The sequence below is a fragment of the Bifidobacterium sp. ESL0745 genome (assembly GCF_029433335.1).
GTDB lineage: Bacteria > Actinomycetota > Actinomycetes > Actinomycetales > Bifidobacteriaceae > Bifidobacterium.
In genome coordinates this window covers 193,021-219,469 of sequence record NZ_JAQTHX010000001.1, presented here as the reverse complement: position 1 = coordinate 219,469, position 26,449 = coordinate 193,021, and the positions used below count along the sequence as shown (strand labels likewise).

19 protein-coding genes are annotated in these 26,449 nt (G+C 55.0%); 2 read left to right on the top strand and 17 right to left on the bottom strand.

Annotated features, from left to right (window positions below):
- Positions 1 to 9: 9 nt before the first annotated feature.
- The 12 genes from PT275_RS00730 to PT275_RS00675 form a co-directional block, all read right to left on the bottom strand.
- On the bottom strand, positions 10 to 450 hold the full coding sequence (locus PT275_RS00730; protein WP_277151389.1) for an RpiB/LacA/LacB family sugar-phosphate isomerase: 441 nt from the start codon (positions 448 to 450) through the stop codon (positions 10 to 12).
- A 64-nt stretch (positions 451 to 514) separates the two neighbouring features.
- Positions 515 to 2,248 (bottom strand): dihydroxyacetone kinase family protein, encoded by a 1,734-nt coding sequence (locus PT275_RS00725; RefSeq protein WP_277151386.1) that lies wholly within the window; start codon positions 2,246 to 2,248, stop codon positions 515 to 517.
- 243 nt (positions 2,249 to 2,491) lie between these two features.
- Positions 2,492 to 3,451, bottom strand: a complete 960-nt coding sequence (locus PT275_RS00720; protein WP_277151385.1) for a sugar-binding domain-containing protein — start codon at positions 3,449 to 3,451, stop codon at positions 2,492 to 2,494.
- Between the two features lie 500 nt (positions 3,452 to 3,951).
- Positions 3,952 to 4,878, bottom strand: coding sequence for an RluA family pseudouridine synthase (locus PT275_RS00715; RefSeq protein WP_277151384.1), 927 nt, complete (start codon positions 4,876 to 4,878; stop codon positions 3,952 to 3,954).
- Positions 4,875 to 5,423 (bottom strand): signal peptidase II, encoded by a 549-nt coding sequence (locus PT275_RS00710; RefSeq protein WP_277151381.1) that lies wholly within the window; start codon positions 5,421 to 5,423, stop codon positions 4,875 to 4,877. Before PT275_RS00710 ends, PT275_RS00715 begins: the two co-directional genes overlap by 4 nt.
- Before the next feature lie 11 nt (positions 5,424 to 5,434).
- A complete protein-coding gene (locus PT275_RS00705) occupies positions 5,435 to 6,703 on the bottom strand; it encodes a DivIVA domain-containing protein (RefSeq protein WP_277151379.1) in 1,269 nt (422 codons plus the stop codon).
- A gap of 106 nt (positions 6,704 to 6,809) precedes the next feature.
- Positions 6,810 to 7,109, bottom strand: a complete 300-nt coding sequence (locus PT275_RS00700; RefSeq protein ID WP_277151377.1) for a DivIVA domain-containing protein — start codon at positions 7,107 to 7,109, stop codon at positions 6,810 to 6,812.
- A 51-nt stretch (positions 7,110 to 7,160) separates the two neighbouring features.
- The gene (locus tag PT275_RS00695; RefSeq protein ID WP_277151375.1) at positions 7,161 to 7,439 is read right to left on the bottom strand and encodes a YggT family protein; all 279 of its coding nucleotides are present in this window, start codon (positions 7,437 to 7,439) and stop codon (positions 7,161 to 7,163) included.
- Between the two features lie 6 nt (positions 7,440 to 7,445).
- Positions 7,446 to 7,928: a cell division protein SepF gene (locus tag PT275_RS00690; protein WP_277151373.1), complete on the bottom strand. Its 483-nt coding sequence runs from the start codon at positions 7,926 to 7,928 to the stop codon at positions 7,446 to 7,448.
- A 22-nt stretch (positions 7,929 to 7,950) separates the two neighbouring features.
- On the bottom strand, positions 7,951 to 9,150 hold the full coding sequence (gene ftsZ, locus PT275_RS00685) for a cell division protein FtsZ (RefSeq protein ID WP_277151371.1): 1,200 nt from the start codon (positions 9,148 to 9,150) through the stop codon (positions 7,951 to 7,953).
- A gap of 324 nt (positions 9,151 to 9,474) precedes the next feature.
- Positions 9,475 to 10,788, bottom strand: coding sequence for a tRNA dihydrouridine synthase DusB (dusB, locus tag PT275_RS00680; protein ID WP_277151369.1), 1,314 nt, complete (start codon positions 10,786 to 10,788; stop codon positions 9,475 to 9,477).
- A 683-nt stretch (positions 10,789 to 11,471) separates the two neighbouring features.
- Positions 11,472 to 12,992, bottom strand: a complete 1,521-nt coding sequence (locus PT275_RS00675) for a glycine--tRNA ligase (RefSeq protein WP_277151366.1) — start codon at positions 12,990 to 12,992, stop codon at positions 11,472 to 11,474.
- Positions 12,993 to 13,150: 158 nt separating this feature from the next.
- On the opposite strand from PT275_RS00675, the gene PT275_RS00670 reads away from it, so the two are divergent.
- Positions 13,151 to 13,528 (top strand): thiamine-binding protein, encoded by a 378-nt coding sequence (locus PT275_RS00670; protein WP_277151363.1) that lies wholly within the window; start codon positions 13,151 to 13,153, stop codon positions 13,526 to 13,528.
- 88 nt (positions 13,529 to 13,616) lie between these two features.
- Complete coding sequence (locus tag PT275_RS00665; protein ID WP_277151361.1) at positions 13,617 to 14,666, top strand: LacI family DNA-binding transcriptional regulator; 1,050 nt, start codon at positions 13,617 to 13,619, stop codon at positions 14,664 to 14,666.
- A 139-nt stretch (positions 14,667 to 14,805) separates the two neighbouring features.
- Here the strand turns inward: PT275_RS00665 and PT275_RS00660 are convergent, their stop codons facing one another.
- The 5 genes from PT275_RS00660 to PT275_RS00640 all read right to left on the bottom strand — a co-directional run bounded on the left by PT275_RS00660 (position 14,806) and on the right by PT275_RS00640 (position 26,073).
- Complete coding sequence (locus PT275_RS00660) at positions 14,806 to 15,606, bottom strand: isoprenyl transferase (protein ID WP_277151359.1); 801 nt, start codon at positions 15,604 to 15,606, stop codon at positions 14,806 to 14,808.
- 2 nt (positions 15,607 to 15,608) lie between these two features.
- Positions 15,609 to 16,331 (bottom strand): DNA repair protein RecO, encoded by a 723-nt coding sequence (gene recO, locus PT275_RS00655; RefSeq protein ID WP_277153599.1) that lies wholly within the window; start codon positions 16,329 to 16,331, stop codon positions 15,609 to 15,611.
- 411 nt (positions 16,332 to 16,742) lie between these two features.
- Positions 16,743 to 22,304, bottom strand: a complete 5,562-nt coding sequence (locus PT275_RS00650) for an InlB B-repeat-containing protein (RefSeq protein WP_277151357.1) — start codon at positions 22,302 to 22,304, stop codon at positions 16,743 to 16,745.
- Between the two features lie 601 nt (positions 22,305 to 22,905).
- Positions 22,906 to 24,543, bottom strand: coding sequence for an alpha/beta hydrolase (locus PT275_RS00645; protein ID WP_277153598.1), 1,638 nt, complete (start codon positions 24,541 to 24,543; stop codon positions 22,906 to 22,908).
- Positions 24,544 to 24,771: 228 nt separating this feature from the next.
- The gene (locus PT275_RS00640) at positions 24,772 to 26,073 is read right to left on the bottom strand and encodes a DivIVA domain-containing protein (protein ID WP_277151355.1); all 1,302 of its coding nucleotides are present in this window, start codon (positions 26,071 to 26,073) and stop codon (positions 24,772 to 24,774) included.
- Positions 26,074 to 26,449 lie beyond the last annotated feature (376 nt).

The window sequence follows — 26,449 nt, the reverse complement described above, 5'->3', positions numbered from 1 at the left end:
CTTAATTGATTACTTTCCCTGCTTCTCATATTCGCTGATGCGCGCAATCTTCGGTGCGCTGCGCGAATTGGGATCAAAGGTGCCGCTCAGATAGGCACGCATGAACGCCTTTGCACTCTCGGGACCAACCACTTGGGCACCCATAGCCAGAAGGTTCGCATTGTTGCTCAACGTGGCACGCTCAGCCTGATAGATATCTGCTACGCAAGCGCAGTAGGCACCTGGAACCTTATTGGCTGCAATGGAAACGCCGAGGCCAGTACCGCACAGAAGAATGCCGCGATCCTCTTCACCCTTGACCACGGATTCAGCAACAGCCACTGCGACGTTTGCATAAATCGGATCATCCGAAGGGAAATCGACAACCTCGTGTCCAAGCCTTTTAGCTTCATCCATAAGGACTTTCTTCAAGTCCTTTGCATTGGGATCGCATCCAAAAGCCAACTTCATAATAAAACTCCTTAATTAAAAACAATCAGCATCGATAACGAAACGACTCGTATCGATATCGTCTTTAAAGGTCTTCGCGGCCTTCAAATTCAGGAACAAGGGATTCGACGATGTAAGCGAACGAAACGGCGCCCGGATCCGGGGTACCCAGATCATGCTCACCATGGTTCTTTGCCCGGCCCATACGAGGAAGCATGTCCTTGGTCGCATCAGCTGCCTTGGTAGCGGCATCTGCTGCTTCCTTCCAAGCCTGCGGCAACTTCGACGCGGAATCGTTCAACGTCGTGGCAAACGGAACAATGGAGTCAACCATCGTCTTGTCGCCGACCTTGGCCTTGCCGATGTTCATCAGGTTTTGGCTCGCCTTGGCGACACCCTTCTTGATGTCCTCACCAGTAGGCTTGTTCTGATCGCTCAGCACACTCGCAATAGCCTTAAGCATGACGCCCCACAAGGCACCGGAAGTGCCACCGGCCTTGTCAGCCCAAGACTGCGCAGCGGTCTGCAGCGTGGTCTTGACACCAGCACCCTTGCCCGCTTCCTCTTCAGCAGTATCAGCAGCAGCATCAGCGCCGCGCTTCATGCCGATTCCGTGATCGCCGTCACCAGCGACCGAATCGATCCTGCCGAGTTCGTCAGCCTTGTCGTCAATGGTGTTCGCGACAACACGCATCATGCCAGCCAGACGCTTTGCGGCTTCCTTGGAATCCGCAGACGCCTGAGCATCCTGCGATGCACTCTGTTCGGTCTGCGACACAGTACTTTGATCCACATGAATCTGGGAGCTCGAATCGGAGTTGCCCTGACGGAACGCCGGCGAATCAGCCGGAGCCTCCCACAGAGCCTTCAATTCAGGCGTAAGCCAGAAGAGCGTCAGCGAAACGCCGCACATATCGAAGCTCGTGCAGAATTCTCCAACCTGGGGATCATCGATCTTAATGCCCTTCTGCTTAAGCAGCTCTTCGATCTTGCGATAAATCACGAACAGACCTTCGGACTTGAAGCTGCCCAAACCATTCAGAACCGGCACAACCTCAGGATGATCGCCCTTGAGATTATCAGGCGTATCCTTCAGCAGGGAATCGACCATCATTTCAGCCAGACCATTGGCCGTCGGCATATCCGTCTCATCAATGCCAGGCTCACCATGGATGCCCAAACCAACGCCCATCTTTCCCTTGGGAACGGTGAACAGCGGTTCATCGGCGCCAGGCAGCGTGCAGCCGCTGAACGCAACACCAATGCTCCTGGTGCGTTCGTTAGCCTGCTGAGCCACACGTTCCACCTCGTCGAGGTCTGCTCCGTTTGCAGCAGCAGCGCAAGCGGCCTTGATTACGGTCAAATCACCGGCAATACCACGGCGCTTCAGATAATCAGACGCAGGACCCGAATAGATATCATCGCTGATCGGGAGCAGACGGACATCAATGCCCTCGTCTCTCAGCTCTTCCGCACCTTCTGTGAAGTTGAGCACGTCGCCTGCGTAATTGCCGAAGAGCAGCAGTACGCCTTTGCCTTGATTGGCTGCACGGCAGACACTGACGACTTCACTGGCAGCGGGAGAGGCAAAGATGTTGCCAAGAACCGCACCATGAGCCAGACCCGGTCCAACATAGCCGTTGAACATCGGATAATGTCCCGATCCGCCTCCGATGACTACTGCGGTTTCAGGCTTGGCAGACCTTGTCGAACGGACAACCCCACCATAACATTTGTTGACATACTGACGATTTGCTGCAACAAAACCCTCCGCAGCTTCCTGAGCGAAATCCTCAGGGTCGTTGACTAAAACAGTCATCCGATATGCTCCTATCTTCTATTCTTCCAGAAAGCCGAAGGGGCAACAGCATCAACGCCTTGCCCCCAAAACATAAGCCACGTAGCTTATGCGGTCTGGGAGATAACCTTGATATTCGCATTTCAAGCAGCCTGTTTCCAATTTTCAAAGCAAAAAGAACAAATGTGCCAAAATAAATCTTTCTATTTTGAAAATATTTTCATCGACATCCCTATTACCTACCTTGCAATGAGAAGAAAAAAATTACGTTTCCAGAAGCCTTTTTGCCGTCGCCTGATCAATCACCAAATGGGTTACGGCCTTCATATTCAATGCCGTGCGCAACGCCGAGTATTTGTTTTCATCCGACACCACGAACACACGATTAGGCACCCGCAGTATCTCCTCACGCGTGAGGCCCGTCGATCGCTTGTTGACGGAAATGCCTTGCGTACTGCCATCCTCACGGAAGAAAGTGGATGAGATATCACCGATGACATGTTTGTCATTGAGCTCTTTGATGTCCTGATCGGACAAGACGCCTTTGCTGAACAGCGGACTTCGTTTGTAACCATACGGCGTGCCCACCGAGGTGACGATAATATCCAAGTATTTGCGCAGTGCCAATATCTGTTGGATACCAGTCTCTTTCCATACCATTTCTCGCGTGATTTCGGAATCGAAAATTACGGGAGCCGGCAACAGACGCACCTGAGCATTGAAAGCCTTGCCAAAACGGATAAGAATCTGCGTAAAATAATCTTCGCCCAAAGAAAGGGTATTGCCGAACCCATGCAGGGGCAGCACTTGGACGTCGGAGAGATTTTTGGGGATAAGCTGCATCGCGATGGCTTCAGTAGTGCGTCCCCAAGTCACCCCAATCATCGTATTCGAATGAACCATAGACGACAATAATGTCGCCGCGGTCTCCCCTACGATCATCCGTCGCGTATCGGGATCGTGGATTCCGCCGGTATCGACAACCGAGGCATACACACGATATCGTTTATTGATTTCCTGTTGCAGGGCTACCGTCGAATCGCTATGCCTGTTCACTTTGAATTCAATCACACGCTGGGTTCGCGCCTGTGTGAGCAATCGTGAGACAGTAGACCGGGAAACGCCGAGCTCCCTTGCCACAGCACCGGCTTTCATCCCCTGGACCCAATACAGTTCTGCCGCATCGGCAACCCTGCTACGCTGAACATCATCGTTATCATTCATAACCGTTTCCCCAATGTACGATTACTCATGCGACCCAGCATGAGTAAGTCGTTAATAAGGCAAGCAAAACCATCACTTTTTCAAAGGTTTCCCATGAAACCCAGAAAAAAATGCATATCACCACATGCCTGATAAGCACTTCTACGTTGTGCTCTAGAACATCGCAACTGCAATATGCACTCGCGAATATAATTGATTACAAGAATCAACACCTGTACTAAGCCAACGATTATAACCCATAATACAGATTTTAAAAGCTAAATGCTAATTTTGTCTAATTAATTACGCTTTTTACATTTATCTATCCACATAGCTAAATGTAATATCGAACCGATTTATCTAGTAAGGATATCTAGACTTATTCATAGCCAAACCGATATCACCGTCATTAAGGCAAAACGACAGTATTCGATTGACTTCTATGCGCGCATGCCCAACCTTGTGACCGTGCTAAAGTGTAAAATCGATTTGTGCTGAAGACCTTTCAGACACAATACCTTTTATTCCTTTTCGCACTTGTCTTTGCGCACGATATCAAGAGCGTGCGCAAGATCCGCAGGATAATGGGATTCCACCACCGTGCGCACGTGAGTACGAGGGTGCTTGAATTCCAGACGCATCGCATGCAACCACTGACGGGTAAGTCCCAGGCGCTGTGCGAATACCGGATTGGCGCCGTACATCGGGTCGCCCACCAGCGGATGACCAATCGAAGAGAAATGAACGCGAATCTGGTGGGTGCGGCCCGTCTCGAGATTGACGCTCGCCAGCGTAGCCTCACTGAAGCGTTCAATCACATCCCAGTGCGTGATCGCTTTCTTGCCCAATGGCGTGACGGTAAAACGGAAGTCGGAAACCTTGGCGCGACCGATCGGCGCCTCGATGGTTGCCTTGTCATGGGTCAAATTACCCTGCACCAACGCATGATAGATCTTGGTGACTTCGTGATGAGCGAATTGACGTCGCATCTGAAGGTACGCCAGATCGGATTTGCACACCAGCATCAGGCCGCTGGTGCCCACATCCAGTCGGCTAACGATGCCTTGCCGGCCTGGGGCGCCCAAAGAGGTGATATGCGTGCCGCGTGCCAGAAGGCTACCCAACACCGTAGGCCCCGTCCACCCAACAGAAGCATGTGCCGCGACACCGACCGGTTTATCGACCACAACGATGTCGTCATCCTCATAGACGACGGCCATGCCTTCGGCCAACGGTTCAGGTTCAGGCTGCTTTTCCTCAATATCAAATTCTACGGTGTCTCCGGGGGCAAGGGTCCCTGACTTTGAAATGTGACGTTGAAGAATGCCAACCTCGCCGGCCTCAATAAGTTCGACGGCCTTGGATCGCGAGACACCAAGCATTTTGGAAACGGCGACATCGAATCTCTTGCCGACCAACGCATCCGGGGCAGGGACCAAGCGACTCATCTACCGTCGGCTCCTCTATCCCCGACGTTATCCGCCGCCTCGTTATTGAGATCTTTTGCGCCGAACGGAACGCTGGCCAACAATAGGATAACGATAAGTACAGCCGCGATTCCCAGCTCGATATCAGCGATATTGCCGACGGACCATCCGTAATTGAGAAAATCCACCACCGAACCGTTAAGGAACCCATGGGCATAAATCACACGATCGATGAGGTTGCCGAATGCCCCGGCGAACGCAAGGGTAAGCGCCGCGGTCCACCATAACGAAACGGTAGTCAGGGCCAAGTAGACCAACGCCACACAAGCCACAAATGCCACACATGAGATGAGCCAGGTCATCGACGAGCCCATTCCAAGTGATGCACCAGGATTATGCACCAAAGTCAACCCAAGAAATCTGGGAATGACAACTATGGTTTCCCTGCCGCTCAACGCAGCCTGCGCCCACAGCTTGGTAAGGCGGTCAAGCAGTAGCGCCGCCACCGTAACGGCAAGAAAAACGGCCACACGAGCGCGCGGCCGTTTAGCTGATACGTTCTTCATGCCAGACCGAATCAGTCCTTGGACTCTTCCAGCTTATTGTAAGTATTGGTGTCGCTGACCTGAGAAACCAACTGACCCAGGAATTCGGTCAGGCGCGTACGATATTCAGTCTCAAACTGTTTGAGGCTCTGGATATTGGACTCGATGACCTTGGACTGCGAAGCGAGATTATCGCGCACCTGCTGAGCGTAGGTCTCGGCTGCGGAACGAGTCTTCTGATCGTACTCGGCGGCACGACGCTGCACTTCGGACTCGTAGGTGTCGGCCGAAGAATGCTTTTGCGTGGAGTAATTGTCGGCTGCGGAACGGGTTCTCTGCGAATATGAATCGGCATCGGAACGGGTCTGCTTGGAATATTCCTCAGCCTTGTTACGGGTCTGCTTGGCATATTCATCGGATTCGTTACGGGTGCGGGTGGAATAGTCATTGGCCTTGTTGACCAGCTCCTGATACTTGCTCTGGCTGGCCTCGGTGATCTCTTTGGCCTTCGCCTTGCCCTTGTCAACGTACTGATCATGCAGTTGCATGGCGAGCGTCAGCATAGCGGTCGCGCGCTCGGGCTCACTGGACGCCCCCTGCGCGGCACCGGCGATCTTCTGCAAGCTTCCGGTCTCGGTGCTCGGTTCGATCTTGGAGACCTGAGCACGCAACTGGTTCTCACGCTGCTTGGATTCTTCAAGCTGGCGGGAAAGATCCTGCATTTGACGGGCCTGATCACTGGCAGTGGAAAGCTGCTTCTTGGCCTGCTCAAGCTCACGAGAAAGCTTCTCGTTACCGGCACGGAATTCGTCGCGCTCGTGCTGAACCGCGACAAGCTGATTGTCGAGATCCTTCTTGCCGGCGGCCTGCGCAGCTTGGGCGGTGAGCTGATCGATCTGCGCGTTCAGGCGATCGACCTGATCCTTGAGCTGCCTGTTCTGCTCAGCCAGTCCCCTGTTGCTTTCCTCGGCCTCAGCGAGCTTGGAAGCATCGACACTTGCCGAAGCCTGATTGGTGTTGCCTCGCTGCTGGCTTGCGGCCTTCAACGTCTGGTTTTCGCGACTTAACGCCTGGACCTGGGAAGTCAGATCGGAAATCTTCGAATTGAGCTTGCTGACATCCGGCCCCAGCGACTGCGTCGACTGGCCATTGCCGTTGGCCATAGCCTGCTTGCCGAGAGCTTCAACGGTCTCGGTCACCTGGTCGAGGAAGTCGTCAACCTCTTCGACATCATAACCTTCTTTAAAACGTACGGTTTGGAAGGCATGTTCCCTAATATCTTTCGGCGTTAACAGTGCCATAAACTTTCACACCTCACTTTGGGCATAAATGCCTCTGAATTTGACTTCTTGATACAGCTTACACCATGCAGTGTACCCGAAATTCTCGCCATATCGCACAAAATGCTTACTGTTCCCACGATATTTGTTCTTTAGTTGTATTCCCGGCTTCCGGCGATCGCACTTCTGAATCATCAAACGAGGCAGATGACGAGGATTCATCGACACAATCCTGATTCGCCAGGTCGGTTTCTGAAACCGAACCGCCGGCCTTTCCTTCCAGATACACGATGCGTTCTTCCCGCGCCCGCAATGTAGCCTCAACCTGATCGAGAAACTCATCGACCTGCTCGACGTCATAGCCCTCTTTGAAACGGACCGTCGTAAATGAATGGTTACGTACTTGTTGCGCTGTCAACAATGACATGACGTTCTGCCTTTCGATACGTAGAGAATGAGTTCCCGTGAAACAACAATACTAAATAATCACAGCAACCACGGCGAGAATGAACCACAACACCATCGGGGTGACATCCAGTCCCCCCGACCCCATTCTGATAACGGGAATAAACCTGCGCAGCCAACGCAGCGGGGGGTCAGTCAACACATAGAACACATTGATGATCGACCCGATTACACGACCAGGACGCCAACGCGGCATCAATACAAACACCCAATCGAAAAGCACCCGGATGAAGAGCACCGTCTCATAGAGGCCTATGAGCCATTTGATCAGGGACAATACCACAAGCAACATAGAACCTCAGAACAGGTCGTCATCGGATTCGTCGGATGGCGTCTGCTCTACCTTGATCTTCACCTGGGCAGGGCTTAAGAGGAAGACCCTGGACGTGACACGCTCAAGCGAACCACGAATGCCGAAGACCACACCTGAACAGAAATCAAGAGCGCGGCAGGCTACTTCCCGCGACAGTCCGGTCAGATTGAGCACCACCGGAACACCGTCACGCAAGGCACGGCCAACCTTCTGGACCTCGTCGTAATCCTTGGGATGAATGGTGGTGATACGATTGATACGGCTAGCCGGGAAAGGCTTGGCGGAGCTTGATGATGAATCGCCAGTCTGCGACGTCGAGGAAGTCTGTATGGTAATCGGTGTCACCGGGCTCTCCGAATCATAATCAGAAGACGTTGTATCATCATCGTCCTGTATATCCTCGTCATCGTCGTCCACCACATCGGTCATACCAAGATATGACATCGCTTTTTTCATGTATCCAGCCATTGAAAATCCTTTCGTCTACTCGTCAGCGCAGAAAATCGGGGATATCAAGATCGCCGGGGTCATCCGGCGAATTCGAGTCACCGGAATCATCGTAGGGACCGGTTTCCGGTGTGTGCGAAACTGTCGGTGTATCCAAATCAGGAACTTCGCGCACAAGCGGTGTCTGGGGCTCGGACTCATAGGTTGGATTCGTTTCCTCTTGCGTGGCCTGAGGCATTGCTTTGGAAACGTTATCACGGTTTTCGGCGTCCTTCTTGCCATCGGCGTCAAAACCAGCGGCAATCACGGTGACACGAACCTCGTCGCCATAAGCGTCGTCAAGAGCAAGACCCCAGATGATCTGTGCCTCAGGGTGGATCGCCTTACGAACGAGTTCGGTGGCGTCGCTGGCCTCTTGCAGTTTCAGATCCGTCGGACCTGCGATATTGATGAGCGCACCGTGAGCGCCTTCGATGCTTTCCTCAAGAAGCGGGGAGCTGATGGCGATTTCTGCCGCCTGAGTGGCGCGATCCTCGCCTCGAGCCGAGCCGATGCCGAAGAGGGCCGTGCCTGCACCACGCAGGATCGCGGTGACGTCGGAGAAATCGACATGGATGTAGGAATTCATCGTGATCAGGTCGGTGATGCCCTGCACTCCGGCAAGGAGTGCCGTGTCGGCGGTCTTGAAGGCATCGACGATGCCGATGGTCTTATCGGAAAGCTCCAGGAGACGGTCGTTCGGGATGACAATCAGCGCATCGACTTCCTTGCGCAGATTCTCGATGCCGAGCTTGGCCGAAGCCGCTCGTTGCGGTCCTTCAAAGGCAAATGGGCGAGTGACCACGGCAATGGTCAGCGCACCTTGCTGATGGGCCGCACGCGCGACGATAGGGCTTGCGCCGGTACCGGTGCCGCCGCCTTCGCCACAAGTGACGAAAACCATATCGGCGCCCTTGAGCGCCTCTTCGATGTCCGACTGATGATCCTGCGCAGCCTTGGCTCCCTTTTCCGGATCGGCTCCGGCTCCAAGCCCTCTGCTGGAATGGTCACTCAAAGAAATCTTGACATCCGCGTCGCTGCGGAGCAAATCCTTTGCGTCGGTATTAATCGCTACAAATTCAACGTTTTTCAAACCTTCGGCAATCATTCGATTGACGGCGTTGCCACCGGCACCACCGACACCGACCACCTTGATGCTCGTTTTATCGTTGAAATTGTCAGTCTGGGCAATCTCGCTCACCATAGTCTCCTGTCACTTCACGGTTATGCCTATTACTCTATCGCAGGACACGCCTAAATTAAGACTATTTCGCGGGGTGTACCACGGATTTTTTTCGGATTTTTCCGCATGTTTGACGTAAATCATCAATATTCATGCACGATTGATGCATGCAGATGGAGATACACAACCCCATATACGATCCAAGCCATTAAACGACTGGTCAAATGGAATAGTCGGAGGAAAGCCGATCACAAAGATCGAGCGCAAAACAAAATCCATTGATATTGCGGGTGATCGAGTACCGTCCATCCTTCTAGACGCCCTGCTGCAACACCCTCATTTCAATCAGTAACTGGCATCCATCGGGTCGTCGCCGAAAAGCTGCTCGCGTTCCTCATGGGTTGTAGTGCGGGAATCGAACCAACCGTAAGGAACATGCACCTTTTTCGCGTAGCGAACACGACCACGAGGTTTGTCGGTGACGCGCTGCGGATACGTGACAGACGGGTCGAGCCGATCCATCACCTTCCTGACGTCATCCAACGTTTCGGATTCCATGAACGCCCGACGCGTCGTACCGCCGACCGGAAAACCTTTGAGGTACCAAGCGATGTGTTTGCGCAAATCATGCACGGCCATCGTTTCGTCGCCGTCGTAGAATCGCAGCAACAACTGGCCGTGGGCCATGATGATCTGGAAAACGCCGCCCAAAGTAGGGCTGAAACGTTCATCGGAGCCTGCGAATGCATGCTTGATATCGGAGAAAATCCATGGTCTGCCCTGGCATCCCCGACCGATGGCAACGCCGGCGCAACCGGTCTGCCGCACCATTTCCAACGCATCCTCGGCACCCCAGATGTCGCCGTTGCCGAAAACCGGGATGTCAACAGCTTGGACGAGTTCGGCGATACGGCTCCAATCGGAATGGCCGCCATAGTATTCGGCTGTGGTGCGTGCGTGAAGCGTCACGGCTGCACATCCCTCATCCTCGGCGATACGAGCTGCATCGAGGAACGTCGTATGGTCGGCGTCGATACCGACGCGAATCTTGGCGGTCACGGGGATATTGGCATCGTTGCACACCTCGACTACACGGTGGACGAGTTCGCGGAACAGATCGGTTTTCCAAGGCAGTGCCGAACCGCCGCCACGGCGGGTAACCTTGGGCACCGGGCAGCCGAAGTTGAGGTCGATGTGGTCGGCCATGTTGCCGGCAACCACCATCTGAGCAGCCTGCGCGGTGATGTTGGGATCGACGCCGTAGAGCTGCAGCGAGCGGATCTTCTCGGTGGGCGCGAAGCGGCAAAGTCTGAACGCCTTTGGATTGCGGGCGACGAGCGCACGGGCGGTGATCATTTCGGCGACATACAGTCCGTCAGGACCGTATGCCCGACAGATCGAGCGGAACGGCCAGTTGGTGACGCCCGCCATCGGAGAAAGCACGACCGGGGTCTGAACATGCAGCGGCCCTAGATCGACAGGTGCAATTTTCGGCAGAGGCTTGCCATCATCGCCCGCCTCGTATTCGCCGTCCTGAGCGCTGGTTTCACTGGGATCGAGCCCAGGCAAATCTTTGAGCACTTCGTCCCAGCCATTATCAAAGTGCTGCCGAGCCTGCGAATAATCGACTCGCTTCAGCCATTCCTTAAAGTCCTTCACGTATCTCCTATTCTAAATTGCTGCTCATCAAAGCAGTATCTAACTGACGCGGTGGGGCGTGGATATACGATGTCCGACACGCTCCGGGCTGAGCCGTTAAGCAGGAAGCCCAGTGGGCTTCCTGTAGGTGAAGTGAGCGCGATGTACGAGCGCGAAAGCAAAATCTTCGATTTCGCGGCCAAGTCTTTACGGTCAAGCATCGCATATCCCCGCCCCACCACTCAACCTTATTATTTATCTAACTCCAAAGTCGTCAAGACAATAATACTTGGGTCGACGCGTCTAGGGTCGGACATGCAATGTATGACATGCTCTGGGCTGAGCCGTTAAGCAGAAAGTCCTGTGGACTTTCTGTAGGCGAGATGAGCGCGATTCTCGAGCGCGAAAGCGAGATCTACGATTTCGCGGCCGAGTCTTTACGGTCGCGCATCGCATATCCCAGACCCAAACACTCAACACGGTCTGAAACTCAACCATTTAGCTCTAAATAACTGCAAATGACTACTTTGAATCCAATTGCAAACAGTTAGATTCCGCTGAGTGCTGGGCGTCGGGATATGTGATGGCTAGACATAAAGCTTGGCCTACCGGCCTGGAGGGTGTCTAGACATTGTATATCCCGACACCCAGCAACGTCAGTTACAGCTTGTGCATAGCTTTTTATTAACCAGCTTCAAAGCGCCTTAGTACAGTCCGCCAGCTTCTGCTACCTTGACCGGGGCGGACTCATCGATGCCGGACTCCTTGGCGAAGTCCACGCCGCCATCGGCTGCGGTGGTGCCGACGATGGAGGCTGGGCCTTCAGGGTAGCGCACGCGTTTCTCTCCGATGCGGTCAGCAACGTACTTGGCCACGTTGTCGAGGTCGACGCGCTCCTGCTTCATCGAATCGCGCTCACGGATGGTGACCGAATGGTCATCGGGGGTGTCGAAATCGACCGTAATGCAAAGCGGGGTACCAATCTCGTCCTGACGACGATAGCGGCGGCCGATGGCTCCGGCCTCGTCGTAGTCGATCATCCAGTCGTGCTGGCGCAGTTCGGCGGCCAGATCGTGGGCGATGCCCTGCAACGGCGCCTTCTTGCTCAGCGGGAAGACGGCGGCCTTGACCGGCGAGAGCCTCGGGTCGAGACGCAACACGGTGCGGCGATCGACGCCGCCCTTGGTGTTCGGTGCCTCGTCGACGGCGTAGGCATCCACGAGGAAGGCCATGAGCGAACGGGTCAGGCCCGCGGCCGGCTCGATGACGTAGGGAATGTACTTCTTGCCGCTGGCCTGGTCGAAGAAAGTGAGATCCTCGCCGGAATGCTCCTGATGCGCGGAAAGGTCGAAGTCGGTGCGGTTGGCCACGCCTTCAAGCTCGCCCCAGTCGGAGCCCTTGAAACCGAACTTGTATTCGATGTCGACGGTGCGCTTGGAATAGTGTGCAAGCTTCTCCTTGGGATGCTCGTAGTGGCGCAGGTTCTCGGGGTTGATGCCAAGGTCGGTGTACCAACGGGTGCGGGTGTCGATCCAATACTGGTGCCACGCCTCATCGGTGCCAGGCTCTACGAAGAACTCCATCTCCATCTGCTCGAACTCACGGGTGCGGAAGATGAAGTTGCCGGGTGTGATCTCGTTGCGGAAGGACTTGCCCATGTTGGCGATGCCGAACGGCGGCTTGCTTCGTGAAGAGGTCATCACGTTCTTGAAGTCTACGAAGATGCCCTGCGCGGTTTCCGGACGCAGATAGTGCAGCGAGTTCTCGTCGTCCACCGGCCCCAAGTGCGTACGCAGCATCATGTTGAAATCACGCGGTTCCGTCCACTGGCCGCGGGTGCCGCAGTCGGGACAGACGATGTCTTTGAGACCATTTTCGGGCATCTTGTCGCCATGCTTCTCGGCGTAGGATTCCTCGAGTTTGTCGGCGCGCTGGCGCTTGTGGCAGTTCAGGCACTCAATCAGCGGGTCATTGAAGACCTTGACGTGTCCGGAAGCCTCCCATACGGCGGAAGGAAGAATGATCGAGGTGTCGACGCCGACGACATCGCCGCGCGTGACCACCATCGAACGCCACCATTCGCGCTTGATGTTGTCCTTCAAAGCAACGCCGAGCGGGCCATAATCCCACGCGGAACGTGTGCCGCCATAAATCTCCCCCGCAGGAAACACGAAACCACGACGCTTGGCCAGCGATACGACTTCATCAAGTTTGGATTGAGTCACGACACACCTTCCGCTTATTGGCTTTAATCAGCCGTTTCATGACAATTACTTGTGTCCTTACTTTACCGACATAGCGTGACACCCAACGTCGGTTCGACCTTCGCAAATGCCAAGCCTGAAAGGTACTATGGCAGTCAGCCATACCAAAGGAGCACAACATGAGCGAGAACATCGACCGCAACGCCGTCAGGCAAACTGTCCCTACCGATCCGAAAACAGGCAAACCCTATATCAACACCGTGGCAGCAGTCGCAATTGCCCCCAGTGGCACGGGCTCGGAGCTGAGCCAGTATGTCGCACAATCGGTCAACGTCATCCGTGAATCAGGATTGGACAACGAAACCAATGCGATGTTCACCAATATCGAGGGGAATCTGGATGACGTGCTCAAGGTCGTCCGCGACGCCACCATGGTGCTGGCCACCCAAGGTTACCGTACCGGTGTCACACTGAAACTTGACATACGTCCCGGTTTTTCAGGTCAAATAAAAGAGAAACAACAGCTTGTTGACGAGATACTAAGTCAAACGAAATAAATCGCCATTTTCCAACGATATGGACAGTTGTTTCAAATAGTAGTCATTGGCTTTTACTAAGTCCGTAAATAGGTATAGATTAAAAGCCATGATGACTATGAAAGACGTCGCGGAAAAGGCCGGAGTCTCGATCTCCACTGTTTCCCTGGTCCTCAACAACCGGGATGCCGGACGCGTTAAAACACAGATCGCCGCAAGGGTGCGGGAAATAGCCGATGAACTGGGGTATAAGCCCAATCCGATGGCTCGCAGCCTGAGAACCAGTAAAACCGGAATCCTCGGCTTCATCGCCGATGAAATCTATGACATTCCTTATACTGCGCAAACCCTGCAAGGCGCACAGGACGCCGCAAGCCACTATGGCTACATCATTCTGTTCGTCGATACGGACGGTTCGGCCAGCCAGGCAGACCAGATTTCCGTGTTGCAGCGTTACGGTATGGATGGTTTCCTGTATTCCAAGCCTTCCAGCCAAGTTACCGAAGTCCCCGAAGATCTTGTCCATTCTCCGCTGGTGCTGATTTCCACCAATACCGTTGACAACCGCTTCCCCATTGTCGAGCCCGACGAGTTCGCCATCGGCTACGACGCCACCAAGAAGCTTATCGATTCAGGAGCCAAGAAGATTGCCTATATCGGCAATTCGGCACCGACCATCGCCCAGGCCACCAGGCTTGAAGGCTATCGCAGGGCGCTTAAGGAGTCGAAGATTCCCTTTGACAAAGAGCTGGTCGTCAACGTCTCGCAGAACGAAGACGCGCTGAGGAAAGTATCAGCACTGTTCGACAGCGTGAAACCGGATGCCTTCTTCTGCTACGACGATGCCCGCACATGGTACATCTACGAATGCGCGGCACGCCGCGGTTTGACCGTCGGCAAGGATCTTTCGGTCATCGGTGTGGGCAATGACAGCAACATTGCCGACACCTTCTCCCCCAAACTGACCTCGGTCGCCATACCTTACTACGAAATGGGCTATTGGGCGGTTTGCAAGCTGGTCTCCCTGATTGAAAAGCGTTCGCTGGGCGAAGATCCGTTCCCCAAGAACCTCATCGATTTGCCGCCAATCAATTCCGCGATTCCAGCCTGTATCCATTGCCAGATCATTGAAAACCAATCGGTTGCCAACAAGGAATGACAAGGCGATACCGATGATTGCTGCTATTTAGGTATGCCAATAATCATCTCATCATCAGCGAATACGAATAACGGCCCTTCCGAAACGTTGCGAAAGGGCCGTTATTCGTATTCGTCCTATTCGTTAATTTCGTGACCTGTCACTTTGCTTGTGTCTTGACGCCGCCAAAGCGCCGATCACGATGAACATAGTGGTCAATGGAACGCCAAAGGGCCTTGCGCCCATAATCAGGGAAAAGTTCGGGGGCAAAATCGAGCTCGGCGTATGCGGCCTCCCATGGCAGGAAGTTCGAAGTGCGTTGCTCGCCTGAAGTGCGAATGACCAGATCGCAATCGGGAATGTCAGGATTATAAAGATGCTCCGAAATCATGGATTCGGTGACACGGTCGCCGCTGATCTTACCATCGCGGACCTCTTTGGCGATGGCCGCCGCGGCATCGGCGATCTCCGAACGACCGCCGTAATTGATACAAAAGACGACGTCGATGGTGGAATTGTGCTTGGTACGTTCCATGGCGACCTCAAGCTCGTCGATCACGGATTTCCAGAGCTTCGGACGACGGCCGGACCAGCGCACGCGCACGCCCCATTCGTCCATCTGGGCCACGCGACGGTGGATGATGTCGCGCGAGAAGCCCATCAGGAAACGCACTTCCTGCGGGCTGCGTTTCCAGTTTTCGGTGGAGAACGTATAGAGGCTCAAATAACGCACGCCAGCCTCGATGGCGCCCGCGATGGTGTCGAAAACGACCGGTTCGGCGGCCTGGTGGCCGTGGGTACGGGTCAGGCCGCGCTGCTGCGCCCAGCGACCGTTGCCGTCCATGATGACGCCGACATGACGGGGTACCTTGTTCTTCGGGAATGCAGGGATGATTGCAGGATCGGAGAACGGTGCCGCTGGTACGTCGAGCGAGGTATAGTCCACATGTTCAAAAGCCATATTTATGAATCTAGCAACTTCAGCGAGCGAATGGGCCGTTCAAGATAATATTCACCCCATTCTTCAACAAATCGACGAATTTCGGCCTCAAGCGGGGCATGATCAAGTATATTCCAGTCGCCTTCGACAAGTGCTTCCATCTGCTCGCGGCCGTCGAGGTCGATGCGCCGCGAGTCCGGCGTGTGGTCGGTGGAACAGAGGATTCCGCCGGCGGCGACGGAAAAATAATCGAGGTCATCTCGTTTGCCACATACCGCACATGAGGCGAAACGCGGCGTCCAACCCGCCTGTGACAAGGCCCGCATCACGTAGGAATCGCTGATGGCTTCGGCAGGATGACGGGCACGGGTAAGCGCTGCCAGCGCTGAAATCAGCAGTAGGTACTGGCTTTGCGAAGGCTCACGTTCGGTGGAGACGAGCTTATCGGTGGTCTCGGCGATGACGTTGGCAGCGGCGTAGGCGTCGTAATCCACACAGATTCGTGCGGCATAGGAAGAAATGGAAGCGGCCTGGGATACGACGTCAAGCGAGCGGCCTTCGGCTATGAGCAGATCGTCACGCATGAATGGCTCCAGCCTGCCGCCGAACCGCGACTTGGTGCGCCTCACGCCTTTGGCGACGGCACGAATCTTGCCGTGATTCTTGGTCATGAGGGTGATGATGCGGTCAGCTTCACCGAGTTTGACGGTTTTCAGGACCACGCCTTCGTCCCGATACAACGCCACCGAAATCACCTCCCCGATTTGTGATATCATCATACATACTACGGGTACCGCACGTCGCTATGCTTCAAGCAAGAGATACAACGTACCGGATGGGCATAATGCCAATACATTATTTATCCGTTCAGCCGCCGCTCATTTCGTTGCCTCTATCCGGTCTGTCTTGCCCCGCTTGCCCTATGACCTGCATTTTCGCGCCCAAAACTTACGTTAAAAGACAGAATTTATCGGTTCAAAACCGGAATATCGGTAAGAGGCGGATTCCGGCTAAAGGCAGGAATGGCCGACTCGGTTCACCATTCATAGCCTATGATGACTTCACATAAACTCAATGTGGGCCGACCCCTGAATTAGGAGCCGGCCCACATTGAGTTTCTACCAGACCTTACAGCCTAGACCGTTAGCACATTGACCTTACCGGTTTCCCTCACGTTTGCGCAGGGCGAGGGCAAGGCCGGCCATCGCGGTCAGCACGAGCACCATCCCGATCGGGGCGACAACCTCGACGCCGGTGGCCGAAAGCCGCGAATTCTTACGCTTCAGACCATTCATCGCATCACGCAACGCAGCCGCAGCCCGATCAATGTCGGACCTCGAAGCGTTCGGATCAGCAGCCACAGCCTTCGCGTGATTAAGCGCATCCAGGAAAGCCTTCCACGAGCCCGGCGTGTAATCGGATTGCCTGTGCTTGCCCGCCACGGCTTCAGCCTGATCGATCAGTCCGTTCGGGCCAGCCAGTCCGCCGGAACCGTTCGAGCTGTTAACCCCATTAGCACCGCTGGCACCGCTGGAACCATTGGAACCGTTGTTGGCACCGCTGGAACTGCTGGAACCATTGGAACCGTTGTTGACACTGCTGGTACTGCTGGTACTGCTGGAACCGTTCGTACCGTTGGAACCGTTCGCACCGTTGGGACCACTCGCACTGTTAGAATCATTGGAACCGTTGGAATCTACCGCACCATTCGCACCGTTGGAACCATTCATACCGTTTGCACCGTTGGGACCACTCGCACTGTCGGAATCTACCGCACCATTCGCACCATTTGTACCGTTGGAACCATTGGAACCATTGGAACCATCAGATCCGACCGGCTTCAAACTGTTCAGTGCATGCTGCAGAGCATCGGCCGCCTTATCCACATCAGCCTTCGAAGCGTTGGAATCGTCGGAGATGGACTGCGCATGGCCGAGCGCGTCCTGCAAGGGCTTGAACGAATCAGACGTGTAATCCGACTTGTTCTTACCCTTGGCCTGCTCGATCAGCGCGTTGAGCCCGGTCTTGTCCACAGCCCACTTCGCCGTCAAGTTGACATCAGCCGTGACCGGAGTATCAAAACCGTAGTCACGCCCCTGAGCATCCAGCCATCCGGCCAACACATAGCCGGTACGGCTCACAGCCTCAGCTGCCGGTCGAGTAGCTTTTTCGTCCTGATCGACGACCTGTGCCGGCGGCTGGCCGGTGCCCCCGGCCGGGTCGAACGTCACGTTCCACGTCTTGACGAATCTGCCATACAGGGAAATGTCCTCCGTAGGCACGGCCGTGAAATCGAACTTCACCATTCCACGCGTTAATTGCAACATCAACGATGAAGGTTGAGCAGTGTACCAGCCATCGAACCGATAGCCGCCAGTCTCCACCGGGTCTTCAGGCTTAGCGAGTAGGTCGCCGTCATCCACCCAATTGACGATATCGGAATCGCCGTTGCCCGGCTTCAGGGTGATCTTGTGTCGGGCATCACGCCATTTCGCCGTCAACGCCAGATCACCGGTCACCGGAGTCGCGAAATCATACTTGGTAGCCGAACCGGGAGCATACCAGCCAAGGAACTTGGCCTGATCACCATGATGATCCATGGCCGTCGGATCGGCAACCGGCGTTGCCGGAGTGCCGGCGTTCACCGTCTGCGCCGACGGAGGTGTGCTGCCACCAGCCGTATCGAACGCCACGTTCCAAACCTTCACCCAATGCGCATGCGCCACCACATCACTATGCAGCTGCTGCGTGAAGGAGAACTCCGAACCGCCCGTCGCGACTGTATACCAGCCAAGGAACCGGTAACCGGACCAGGTCGGATCCGAAACCGTATCAGGACTCTGCCCGTCTTCCTTTAACTGGGACGCAGGAACAGGCGACCCGCCATGCGTCTCGAACGTCACCTTACGATGCGCATCATCCCACTTCGCCGTCAACGTCACATCGCCCTCAACGGCCGCCACAGACGTGTATTTCGCACCCGAGGCGGTGTACCAGCCCAGGAACCGGCTCACCTCGTGGTGATGATCCCGCGGGACCGCGGGAGTCGAAGGAACCGCCAGTTGCGTCCCCGCATCGACAGTATCCTGCGTCACCGAATCAAGGCCACCGTTGTTCGGATCGACCGTGACCTTCCACCGCTTCACCCAATGCGCGTACACACTCGTATTCTCAGTAATCGCGGTCGCGCCGAAATCGAACCTCGTGGTGTAGCTGTCGGACGTATACCAGTCATCGAACCGATAACCACCAGCCTTGGTCGGAATGGCCGGCCTATGCGCATAACCACCATCGGCGACCTTCTGCTCGTCCGTGTGGGAACCGCCATCCATAACGAACGTCACCGTATAGGTGTCCACCCATTTGGCGTGGATCGTTACGTCGCCGGTGAGCACCTGGTTGAAGTCGAACGGCGTGCCATACCCGCCGTCGGTATACCAGCCACCGAAGCGTTCGCCCACCTTCGTCGGCTCCTGCGCATGCGTCGGCTTGGTCGCCTTGCCACCGTCGGCCACATTCTGTTCGTCGACGGGAGTGCCGCCCTGCGTATCGAACGTGACATGGTGATGCGCGTCGCGCCAATGCGCCGTCAACGCGGTATCGTGTTTCACCGCCGTGCCCTCGAAGTCATACGCCGAAGTGGAACTCCCATCGAACCAACCGAGGAAGATGGAAGGCTCGCCGTGGTGATCGGTCTTGCTCATGGCCGGGGGCTCGTCCGCCTTCGCCCCGTCATCGACATGCTGGATGTCCGGGGCAGGCAGGCCGCCCTGCGAATCGAACGTCACATCCCAGGAGGTGACCCACTTCGCGTGCACCTCCACATCGCTGGTAAGCACCTGATCGAAATTGAACGACGTGCCATACCCGCCGTCGGTGTACCAGCCGTCGAAGCGTTCGCCCGCCTTTGTCGGCTCCTGCACCTTCGTCGGCTTGACCGGCTTGCCGCCGTCCGCCACGCTCTGCTGATCGACCGCGCTACCGCCATGGGTATTGAACGTGACATGGTGATGCGCGTCACGCCAATGCGCCGTCAACGTTATCGGGGCCGTGACCTTCGTGTTCGCGAAATCATACGGATCCGTCGCACTGCCATTGAACCAGCCCGCAAACACCCCAGGCTCGCCATGTCCATCCGTTGCGGGCGTGGTAGGCGGGCCGGGATTGTGGGCGTACTTGCCCGTGTCCACCGGTTGGGTCGCCACCGCCGAACCGCCATTCGAATCGAACTGCACATCGAACGTGTCCACCCAGTGCGCATACACCGTCGTATCCTGCGTGATCGGCGTGGCCTTGAACTGGAACACCGAGCCGCCCGAAGCGGCCGTGTACCAGCCGAGGAACCGGTGATTCGCCCACGTCGGCGGGTTCACCGGCTCGGTGGCATAGTCGCCATCCGCGATGTCCGTCTCGTCCGCGATCGGTGAACCTCCATTCGAATCGAACGATACCTTATGGCCCGCGCCTGTCCACTTCGCATATACGGTCTGATTTGAATTGATGACCGTATGGTCGAAATCGAATTTTGTGTCATAGCTGGTATCGGTATACCAGCCATCGAACGTGTGTCCAGACCACTCCGGGTCGTTGTCAGGTTTCTTGACCTTGTTGCCATATGGAACATTCTTGTCGTCGGGGGCATTTGTCACCAGGCCCGAACCTACTTCGAAGTGAACGGTGTTCAACAGATTCAACTCAACAGGCACAGAAGTATTGTCCTTCCCACCTATGCCTGAGGCACCGGCCCGATCCGTAACTTTGACTTTTACCTTTACATTCATCGACGCACCCCGTGGCGCAATAACTCTGAACCTCCCATTAGAGCCGGACGGCGCCGATGCATGTTTGTTGTTCGGCCAAGTGACTTCAACCGTATCGTTAGCCTCCACAGTATAGCCAGTCTGGGCTTTGTTGTCACCACTCGACAACGCTGTCCCCTTCAACGCGTTACCTTCGACCTTCATGCTTTCAAGCCCAGGCGCCACAGCATCGATTGTTTTCGTGTACGGCGCGGAATCCTGCGCCCTCTCGCCGGCGACCTTGGCCGTGTAGGTCATAGAGCCACCTGTCCCGACCAGATCCTTCGGCAACGGCACTTTCGCATTCCACGACGTCGTACCCGCCGGCAAAGCGATCTCACCACTGGACTGCCCAGTATTGTCGGTGACCGTGAGCTTGTCGCCTGCAGCGGTCTCAGCCGAGAACGTGCCGGACAGATGCACCCCATCCGCCTTCACCGTATGCGAGGTGATCGTCGGTTTCAGGACGGTTTCCCACTGCGCATACCAGATATTTACCTTGGATTTATACGGATACGGCACTGTACCTTCCAGATTTAGGCTCTCACTGCCTGTCCCATCCGATCTACTATTCCAACCCACAAGCTGGTAGCCAGGACGGGACGCCGTGGTGCACACTGGTGTATTCGGCACCACGTCACCATAATTGTTGCACGACCAGACACTGGCACCGGTTCCGTTGGTGAAGTAATGGGCCTTAATCAGGTACATCCAGGGACTTGACGACTCGATGGTATTGAAGACATTAGTACCATGGCCGCCACCTATATAATATCCCAAGCCGGAATCAGCAGTTCGGAAATAAGGGGTGGAGGGCGGATCATTCCGCGTCACGTCGTAAAATGGACTGGAATGCCAGTATGACCCCTGCGGGTCCGTGCCGTAGTGGTATTCAAACCGACCAGGATAGAAATTCGTCCTCTTCCCTATCTTTAGGCGTTGGAGGCCGCTCATTCCTTGGAACATCGCATAGTTCAGCGGGACAGACCCAGTTGCGGTACTATACCCACTGTCCAAAATGTCCCTTGCATGGGCTTGAGTGATCCTACTCATGTCCCAACTGCTTATATCGAGTTCCGTGAGCGCCGTGTCGTTCAAGAACATGTAGGTCATGTCCGTTACGTTGTGCGTATCCCACGTGCCGGTGCCGGTGATAGTCTCCAGATGAGCCAAATCGTGGAACATCCAGCCCATGAGTGTGGCTGACGACGTATCAAGATTGCCAACGTCGGCAGTCTTCAGGTTGGGCAGGAAGTAGCCGTCGAAAATACCCCAGCCGCTGGTCAGCTTGACCGGATCCTCCGTGTTCTTGTCGACAACGAGTTGGGTGACCTCGGTGCTCTTGTAGTTGATAGGGCTGCTTAGATTGTCGCCCATCTTGCCGGTGTCGGGGATGGTGCCGTGCTCAAGCTCAAGCACGCAATCCTGCCGGTCGTCGCTCAAGTGGATGTTCCAGTGCAACGTGCCCCACGTCTGGTTGGCTTTCGCGGTGCAAGACACCGCATCCTGCGGCCCCACCGACGGACGAGACGACGACACCGGTGCCGCATCCGACTTCGTCGGCGGGCTGGGCTGAGACTGCGAAGAGGAATTCGCCGCACCCTTCAACGCGGCATCTGCAGGTTCCGGAGAAAGTTGAGATTGCTGAGGTTTCGTAGAATCCGAAGCACTCGGAGAACCAGAAAAATTGGAAGAAGATGAAGAACCGGAAGAACTTACTGGGGCCGAACCCGCGTCATTGCGGGAAGGTGTTTGAGACGTCGTGGCGTTCGCAGCTTCGCCGGAAGGCTGCGACTGTGAAACCGAACTGTTGTTTGCTTGTGTGACCTCGGCGGCATTGACGGCCGAAGGAGGCACAAGCCCTATCAGCATCGCCGGGCCAAGCAGTGCAACAATCAGGCTCTTCGCTAATTCCATCATCTCTCCTCTATGGGCTAACACACTTCTGTGCCAAAAGCCCGGCCTTCAGCATAACAATGCGCCAACCGAGGCAGACCCCTCACCGAATGAGTCAAAATTCACCCGAATGGCGCAATATAATAATACAACGTAGTACAAACTTCACTTATTATACAGAATTTACAGACAATGTCCAGAATACACATATAACAGCAATTATCAGCCTGTCATGATAGGTTCACAGCCCTGAATCGTCTCAACAAAAACAAAAGCGTTATCCATAGCACCCCATCGTGCCCAAACATTACAAGCCACCCCACACATCATCATCATCGACGAAAGAAGAAATTTAAGTGCGTCACTCAACTATCGTGAAATTTCAGATACCCTCTAATCCGAAAGCTCATCCTTCATTCACCAAAAGATTGTCGCACGCATTTTTCATATCTCAATTACACAAGACGAAAGCACCACGATACAAACTCAAAACAGATACTTCAGACACTTGTGGTTATGCACAAAACCGAATATGAAAATTCGTTTATGCACATTCGCAATCCCGACTCTTGCCTATATGCAATTCAGATGGATTCGACAGATGCCTCATCATCCTCTAAACGTTCTAGAAAATAAACAGCCCCCAGAACGCGAAGAACAGCAGCACGCTAAACATCGCAGCGGCGACCAACCAGAAGAAGACGCGGCCGAAACGTTTGGAGGCGAAAACCGGCTGACGGCCACTGACCACATCTTGAATCGCGCCTTCGCGAGGCGGGAACTGCGTCAACCCACGCACCTGCGCAACTTCGATGCATCGGGCGAGAATACGCGCCCATGCCCATACCACGAGAATCGAAACCACCTGAATGACCGGCCAACTCCAATACATCATCCCCGGGTTCTCCGTGGGTGCGCCGCCCCAGCCGAGCTTGACCACGGCCATGATGACCTGTGCCAAGCCTGCGGCAAAGAGCACGAACGTCGCCAGCGTCGTGATGGTGACGGCCAGAAGTTCACCGCCGAATCCGCGCATGAAGCCGAAAACCTTGTTGCGGTCACGGCGAATCAAACGGAACGCCTTGATGCCGCAACCGATCAACGCCATCAGCAACGCCGCGAGAAGCAGAATCACCATGCCGACGTTGACGACAGAACCGTAAACGGTGAGATTGCGATCGGCCTTGAGTTCCAGCGGCACGGCGATGGATTGGCGAATGGTCGTTCCGGCGACGAGCTCGCTGGTCTGTTTGAGGCCGGCGGTGGTGCCCACGGCCCAGGAGATGACGTCATTGATGTAATCGTCGGCGAACGGAGTGCCGGTGTCCGCCTCGTCACCAAGCCGCAGGACGTGGTTCGCCACGGAATAGCTGCGCACCGTCACGTCCTGATTGCCGGCGCGATGTGCCGAATAAAGAATGTGTTCCAGCCCTTCGACCTGGGCGGTCAAGACGTCTTTGGAACCATAGACCACCATGGTCGGCACGGCGTAAGCCTCGGGCAGATCCATCGGGAAATCAAGATTGTGAAGCCCCATCATGTCGGTATCGGCATGGAAAAGCCTGCGGACGATGGATTGGTAACCGTTGTGCGCCCCGACCAGCGAGAAGTCCTGCCCGACGAAGAATCCCAAGGACTGCCTCGGCCCGTAAACCATCGGGCTCAGGAGAAGTTGGAAGGCGATGCGCTTGTCGTATTTGATGACGTAGGGCGAAATCCATGTGCTTTCGGAAGTCGCATAGAGGCCGATCCTGTCCGGATCGACGTTTTGTTGCGTGCGCAGGTAACGCACGACCTGGTCGTAGGCCTTGGCACTTCCAGGGTAGTCCCGCGTCAAATCACTGGTCGACCAGACCGGTTTGTCGAGTACGGCGGTGACGAATCCGGCGGACGAAAGGTCGGTAGCGGCATCGCCGAAGCTGTTTTCAGCGGTTCCGTAACCTGCGCCGTGCATGAACACGACTCCAGGATGCCTGGGGGTCATGCCCGGAATGTCCTGAGGCTGGCGAATCAAAACGTTGATGCGCTGTATTTCACCGGTGGCAGGCTGCTTGATATCCAACGTAACGGTGCGCGATAAGACCTTGAAGCTGCCACGGTGGGCAAGCGGCAAGCCTTGCGGGTTATCGAAGGTGACGGCAGTATTGGGTGAAAGCGTCGATATCGATTGTCCTGTCGGATCCCTTTTCCATGGCACGCTTGTCATGTTGGAAACCGTGACCAAAATGCCCAAAAGCACGATGAAAATCGGAATGGTCACCAAAAGACGACGTCCGAGACCCCAAGAAGCATTGGCTTTGTTTCCGCTGTCTTTGGACGCCACAGCCGAATCGGCATTGCTGCCGACAGAAGAATCCTTCGCGACGCTATGCCGAATCTCGGAATCCGGAACCCTCCCCTTGTATACAGAGGATTCTTGGTTGGACAGTTGGTTTGACACAGTGCTCATGATAAACGACCCACGGCACAGCGTAAGCCCTTGGTTGAAGGATTACTCACCGGTCTTCTGATCGGTACCAATCGCACTGCCGAAATCAGGGAAGGAAATATCCGGAATGTCGGTATCGGCGTTGCCAGAGGACAATGGCGAGGTGAAACCATTGTTGTCGTTGCTTTGATTACCGGTGTTCTGTGACGTCTGGGTATTGATTGCAGGAACCTGAGGAGTGAACACTTCGGTTTCGCTTTGAGAAACGTAACCCTGAGTGGCATTGGCCATATTCGCCAAAGCGGCCAGCGAGGAACTGGTATCAGTCCCGGTTGTTGCGTTTTGAACCGGCGAGGAGACACTGCTTGAAGTACCCGAACCGGCAGGCATATCCGGAATCACCGGAGCCGCGGCACCGGAGGTCATCGTGTTGAAATCGAAGCTCGGAGATGAAGCGACACTGGCTTCTGTCGTCGGCGACTGCTGGGTGCCCTGCCCGAACGGGTCAAAGGACGTCGATGACGCGGCAGCGTTTGCGGGCTCAAAAGCGGGAGCCGGAGGTACAGAAGTCGGGATTGCAGAATTCGACAATGCGGTCGCAGCGCCGTCATCAATCAACGGGCTCACCGGAACCGTACCGGCTGCAGCACCAACAGTGTGCCCCGACTGGGGCACAGCCACAGGAACCGTCATCGGTTGAGCGACAGCATAACCGTTCTTTTGGTTGTAATCGCTAATACGCGCATAGGACTCGATGCGGCTGAGCAGCTGAACGCAGGCATCGAGATAATAGTCGACCTGACGCTCGTCATAGCCACGGTCACCCTTACGCTGAGTGAAGATCACATTGGCGACACTGCTCGAATTGAGATCGGCAAGATCCTTGGCATCGTCACGGCTCATCGATTCGATACCCAATTCATCCGAAACCTTGGTGACAATCTGATCGATGAGGCGATCGACCTGCTTGATGTCATATGAGGGACGCTTCCTGGCACCACGCATGAAGCGTTCCGCGTCGTGGCGCCTGGCATGATTGCTCACCATGTTGTACAGCTGCTGGGTGCGGGCCTGCCACGCCACATTGCCATTCCCTGCGATCTGGCGAGCGGTCTCCTTATCCACCACTGCATGTTCGAGACGCGCCAAGGCAGCGTCCACTTCGGCGATGACGTATCCACCCTTGGTAAACGTAAACGCCGCGCTCTGAATATCCTGCTGCGTAAGCTCACCATCATTCCTGTCATACAGCTGATGAGCACGGTCGAGGAAATCATTCACCTGGTCAACGTCATAACCCCACTTATGCTTCCCCGCATATTCAATTCCCGTCGAGTCTTGGTTGTTCTCGGACTGTTCAGCCATCAGTTCTGCCTCCTGAGGTGATCTACGCAACTATGCCAGTATACGTGGCCGTTACGACGCGGTGCTCCAATTTCACTTAAATATCGCAAACGTTATGCATACACAGTTTAATATTACTTGACGAATTTGGCCAATTCGACTATTGAGACATATCTTCAAGAAATAGTCTCAAACACCCAGAATAAAACCCATCCCTTTGTTTACAAGGCATTACAGCCACGTCCAAACTTTACTTTCCTTGTTCCATAAGCAACGCCATCAAAGCCCGCTAACGGCTTCAATTTATACGGCAAAGCTTTCGTGTAAAACAAAAGAGTATCCGCTTTCAACCGTTGTATAACAAATCATCTTGAATATTGGCGACACTCCCTGGGCA

What these genes read in the sequence shown, in the direction of transcription:
- PT275_RS00690 (WP_277151373.1), bottom strand. Translation starts at nt 7,928, where the DNA reads ATGGCTGGATACATGAAAAAAGCGATGTCATATCTTGGTATGACCGAT.
- PT275_RS00660 (WP_277151359.1), bottom strand. Translation starts at nt 15,606, where the DNA reads ATGGCTTTTGAACATGTGGACTATACCTCGCTCGACGTACCAGCGGCA.
- PT275_RS00705 (WP_277151379.1), bottom strand. Translation starts at nt 6,703, where the DNA reads ATGGCACTGTTAACGCCGAAAGATATTAGGGAACATGCCTTCCAAACC.
- PT275_RS00695 (WP_277151375.1), bottom strand. Translation starts at nt 7,439, where the DNA reads ATGTTGCTTGTGGTATTGTCCCTGATCAAATGGCTCATAGGCCTCTAT.
- ftsZ (WP_277151371.1), bottom strand. Translation starts at nt 9,150, where the DNA reads ATGGTGAGCGAGATTGCCCAGACTGACAATTTCAACGATAAAACGAGC.
- PT275_RS00715 (WP_277151384.1), bottom strand. Translation starts at nt 4,878, where the DNA reads ATGAGTCGCTTGGTCCCTGCCCCGGATGCGTTGGTCGGCAAGAGATTC.
- PT275_RS00720 (WP_277151385.1), bottom strand. Translation starts at nt 3,451, where the DNA reads ATGAATGATAACGATGATGTTCAGCGTAGCAGGGTTGCCGATGCGGCA.
- PT275_RS00665 (WP_277151361.1), top strand. Translation starts at nt 13,617, where the DNA reads ATGATGACTATGAAAGACGTCGCGGAAAAGGCCGGAGTCTCGATCTCC.
- PT275_RS00640 (WP_277151355.1), bottom strand. Translation starts at nt 26,073, where the DNA reads ATGGCTGAACAGTCCGAGAACAACCAAGACTCGACGGGAATTGAATAT.
- PT275_RS00700 (WP_277151377.1), bottom strand. Translation starts at nt 7,109, where the DNA reads ATGTCATTGTTGACAGCGCAACAAGTACGTAACCATTCATTTACGACG.
- PT275_RS00710 (WP_277151381.1), bottom strand. Translation starts at nt 5,423, where the DNA reads ATGAAGAACGTATCAGCTAAACGGCCGCGCGCTCGTGTGGCCGTTTTT.
- PT275_RS00650 (WP_277151357.1), bottom strand. Translation starts at nt 22,304, where the DNA reads ATGATGGAATTAGCGAAGAGCCTGATTGTTGCACTGCTTGGCCCGGCG.
- PT275_RS00730 (WP_277151389.1), bottom strand. Translation starts at nt 450, where the DNA reads ATGAAGTTGGCTTTTGGATGCGATCCCAATGCAAAGGACTTGAAGAAA.
- PT275_RS00670 (WP_277151363.1), top strand. Translation starts at nt 13,151, where the DNA reads ATGAGCGAGAACATCGACCGCAACGCCGTCAGGCAAACTGTCCCTACC.
- PT275_RS00725 (WP_277151386.1), bottom strand. Translation starts at nt 2,248, where the DNA reads ATGACTGTTTTAGTCAACGACCCTGAGGATTTCGCTCAGGAAGCTGCG.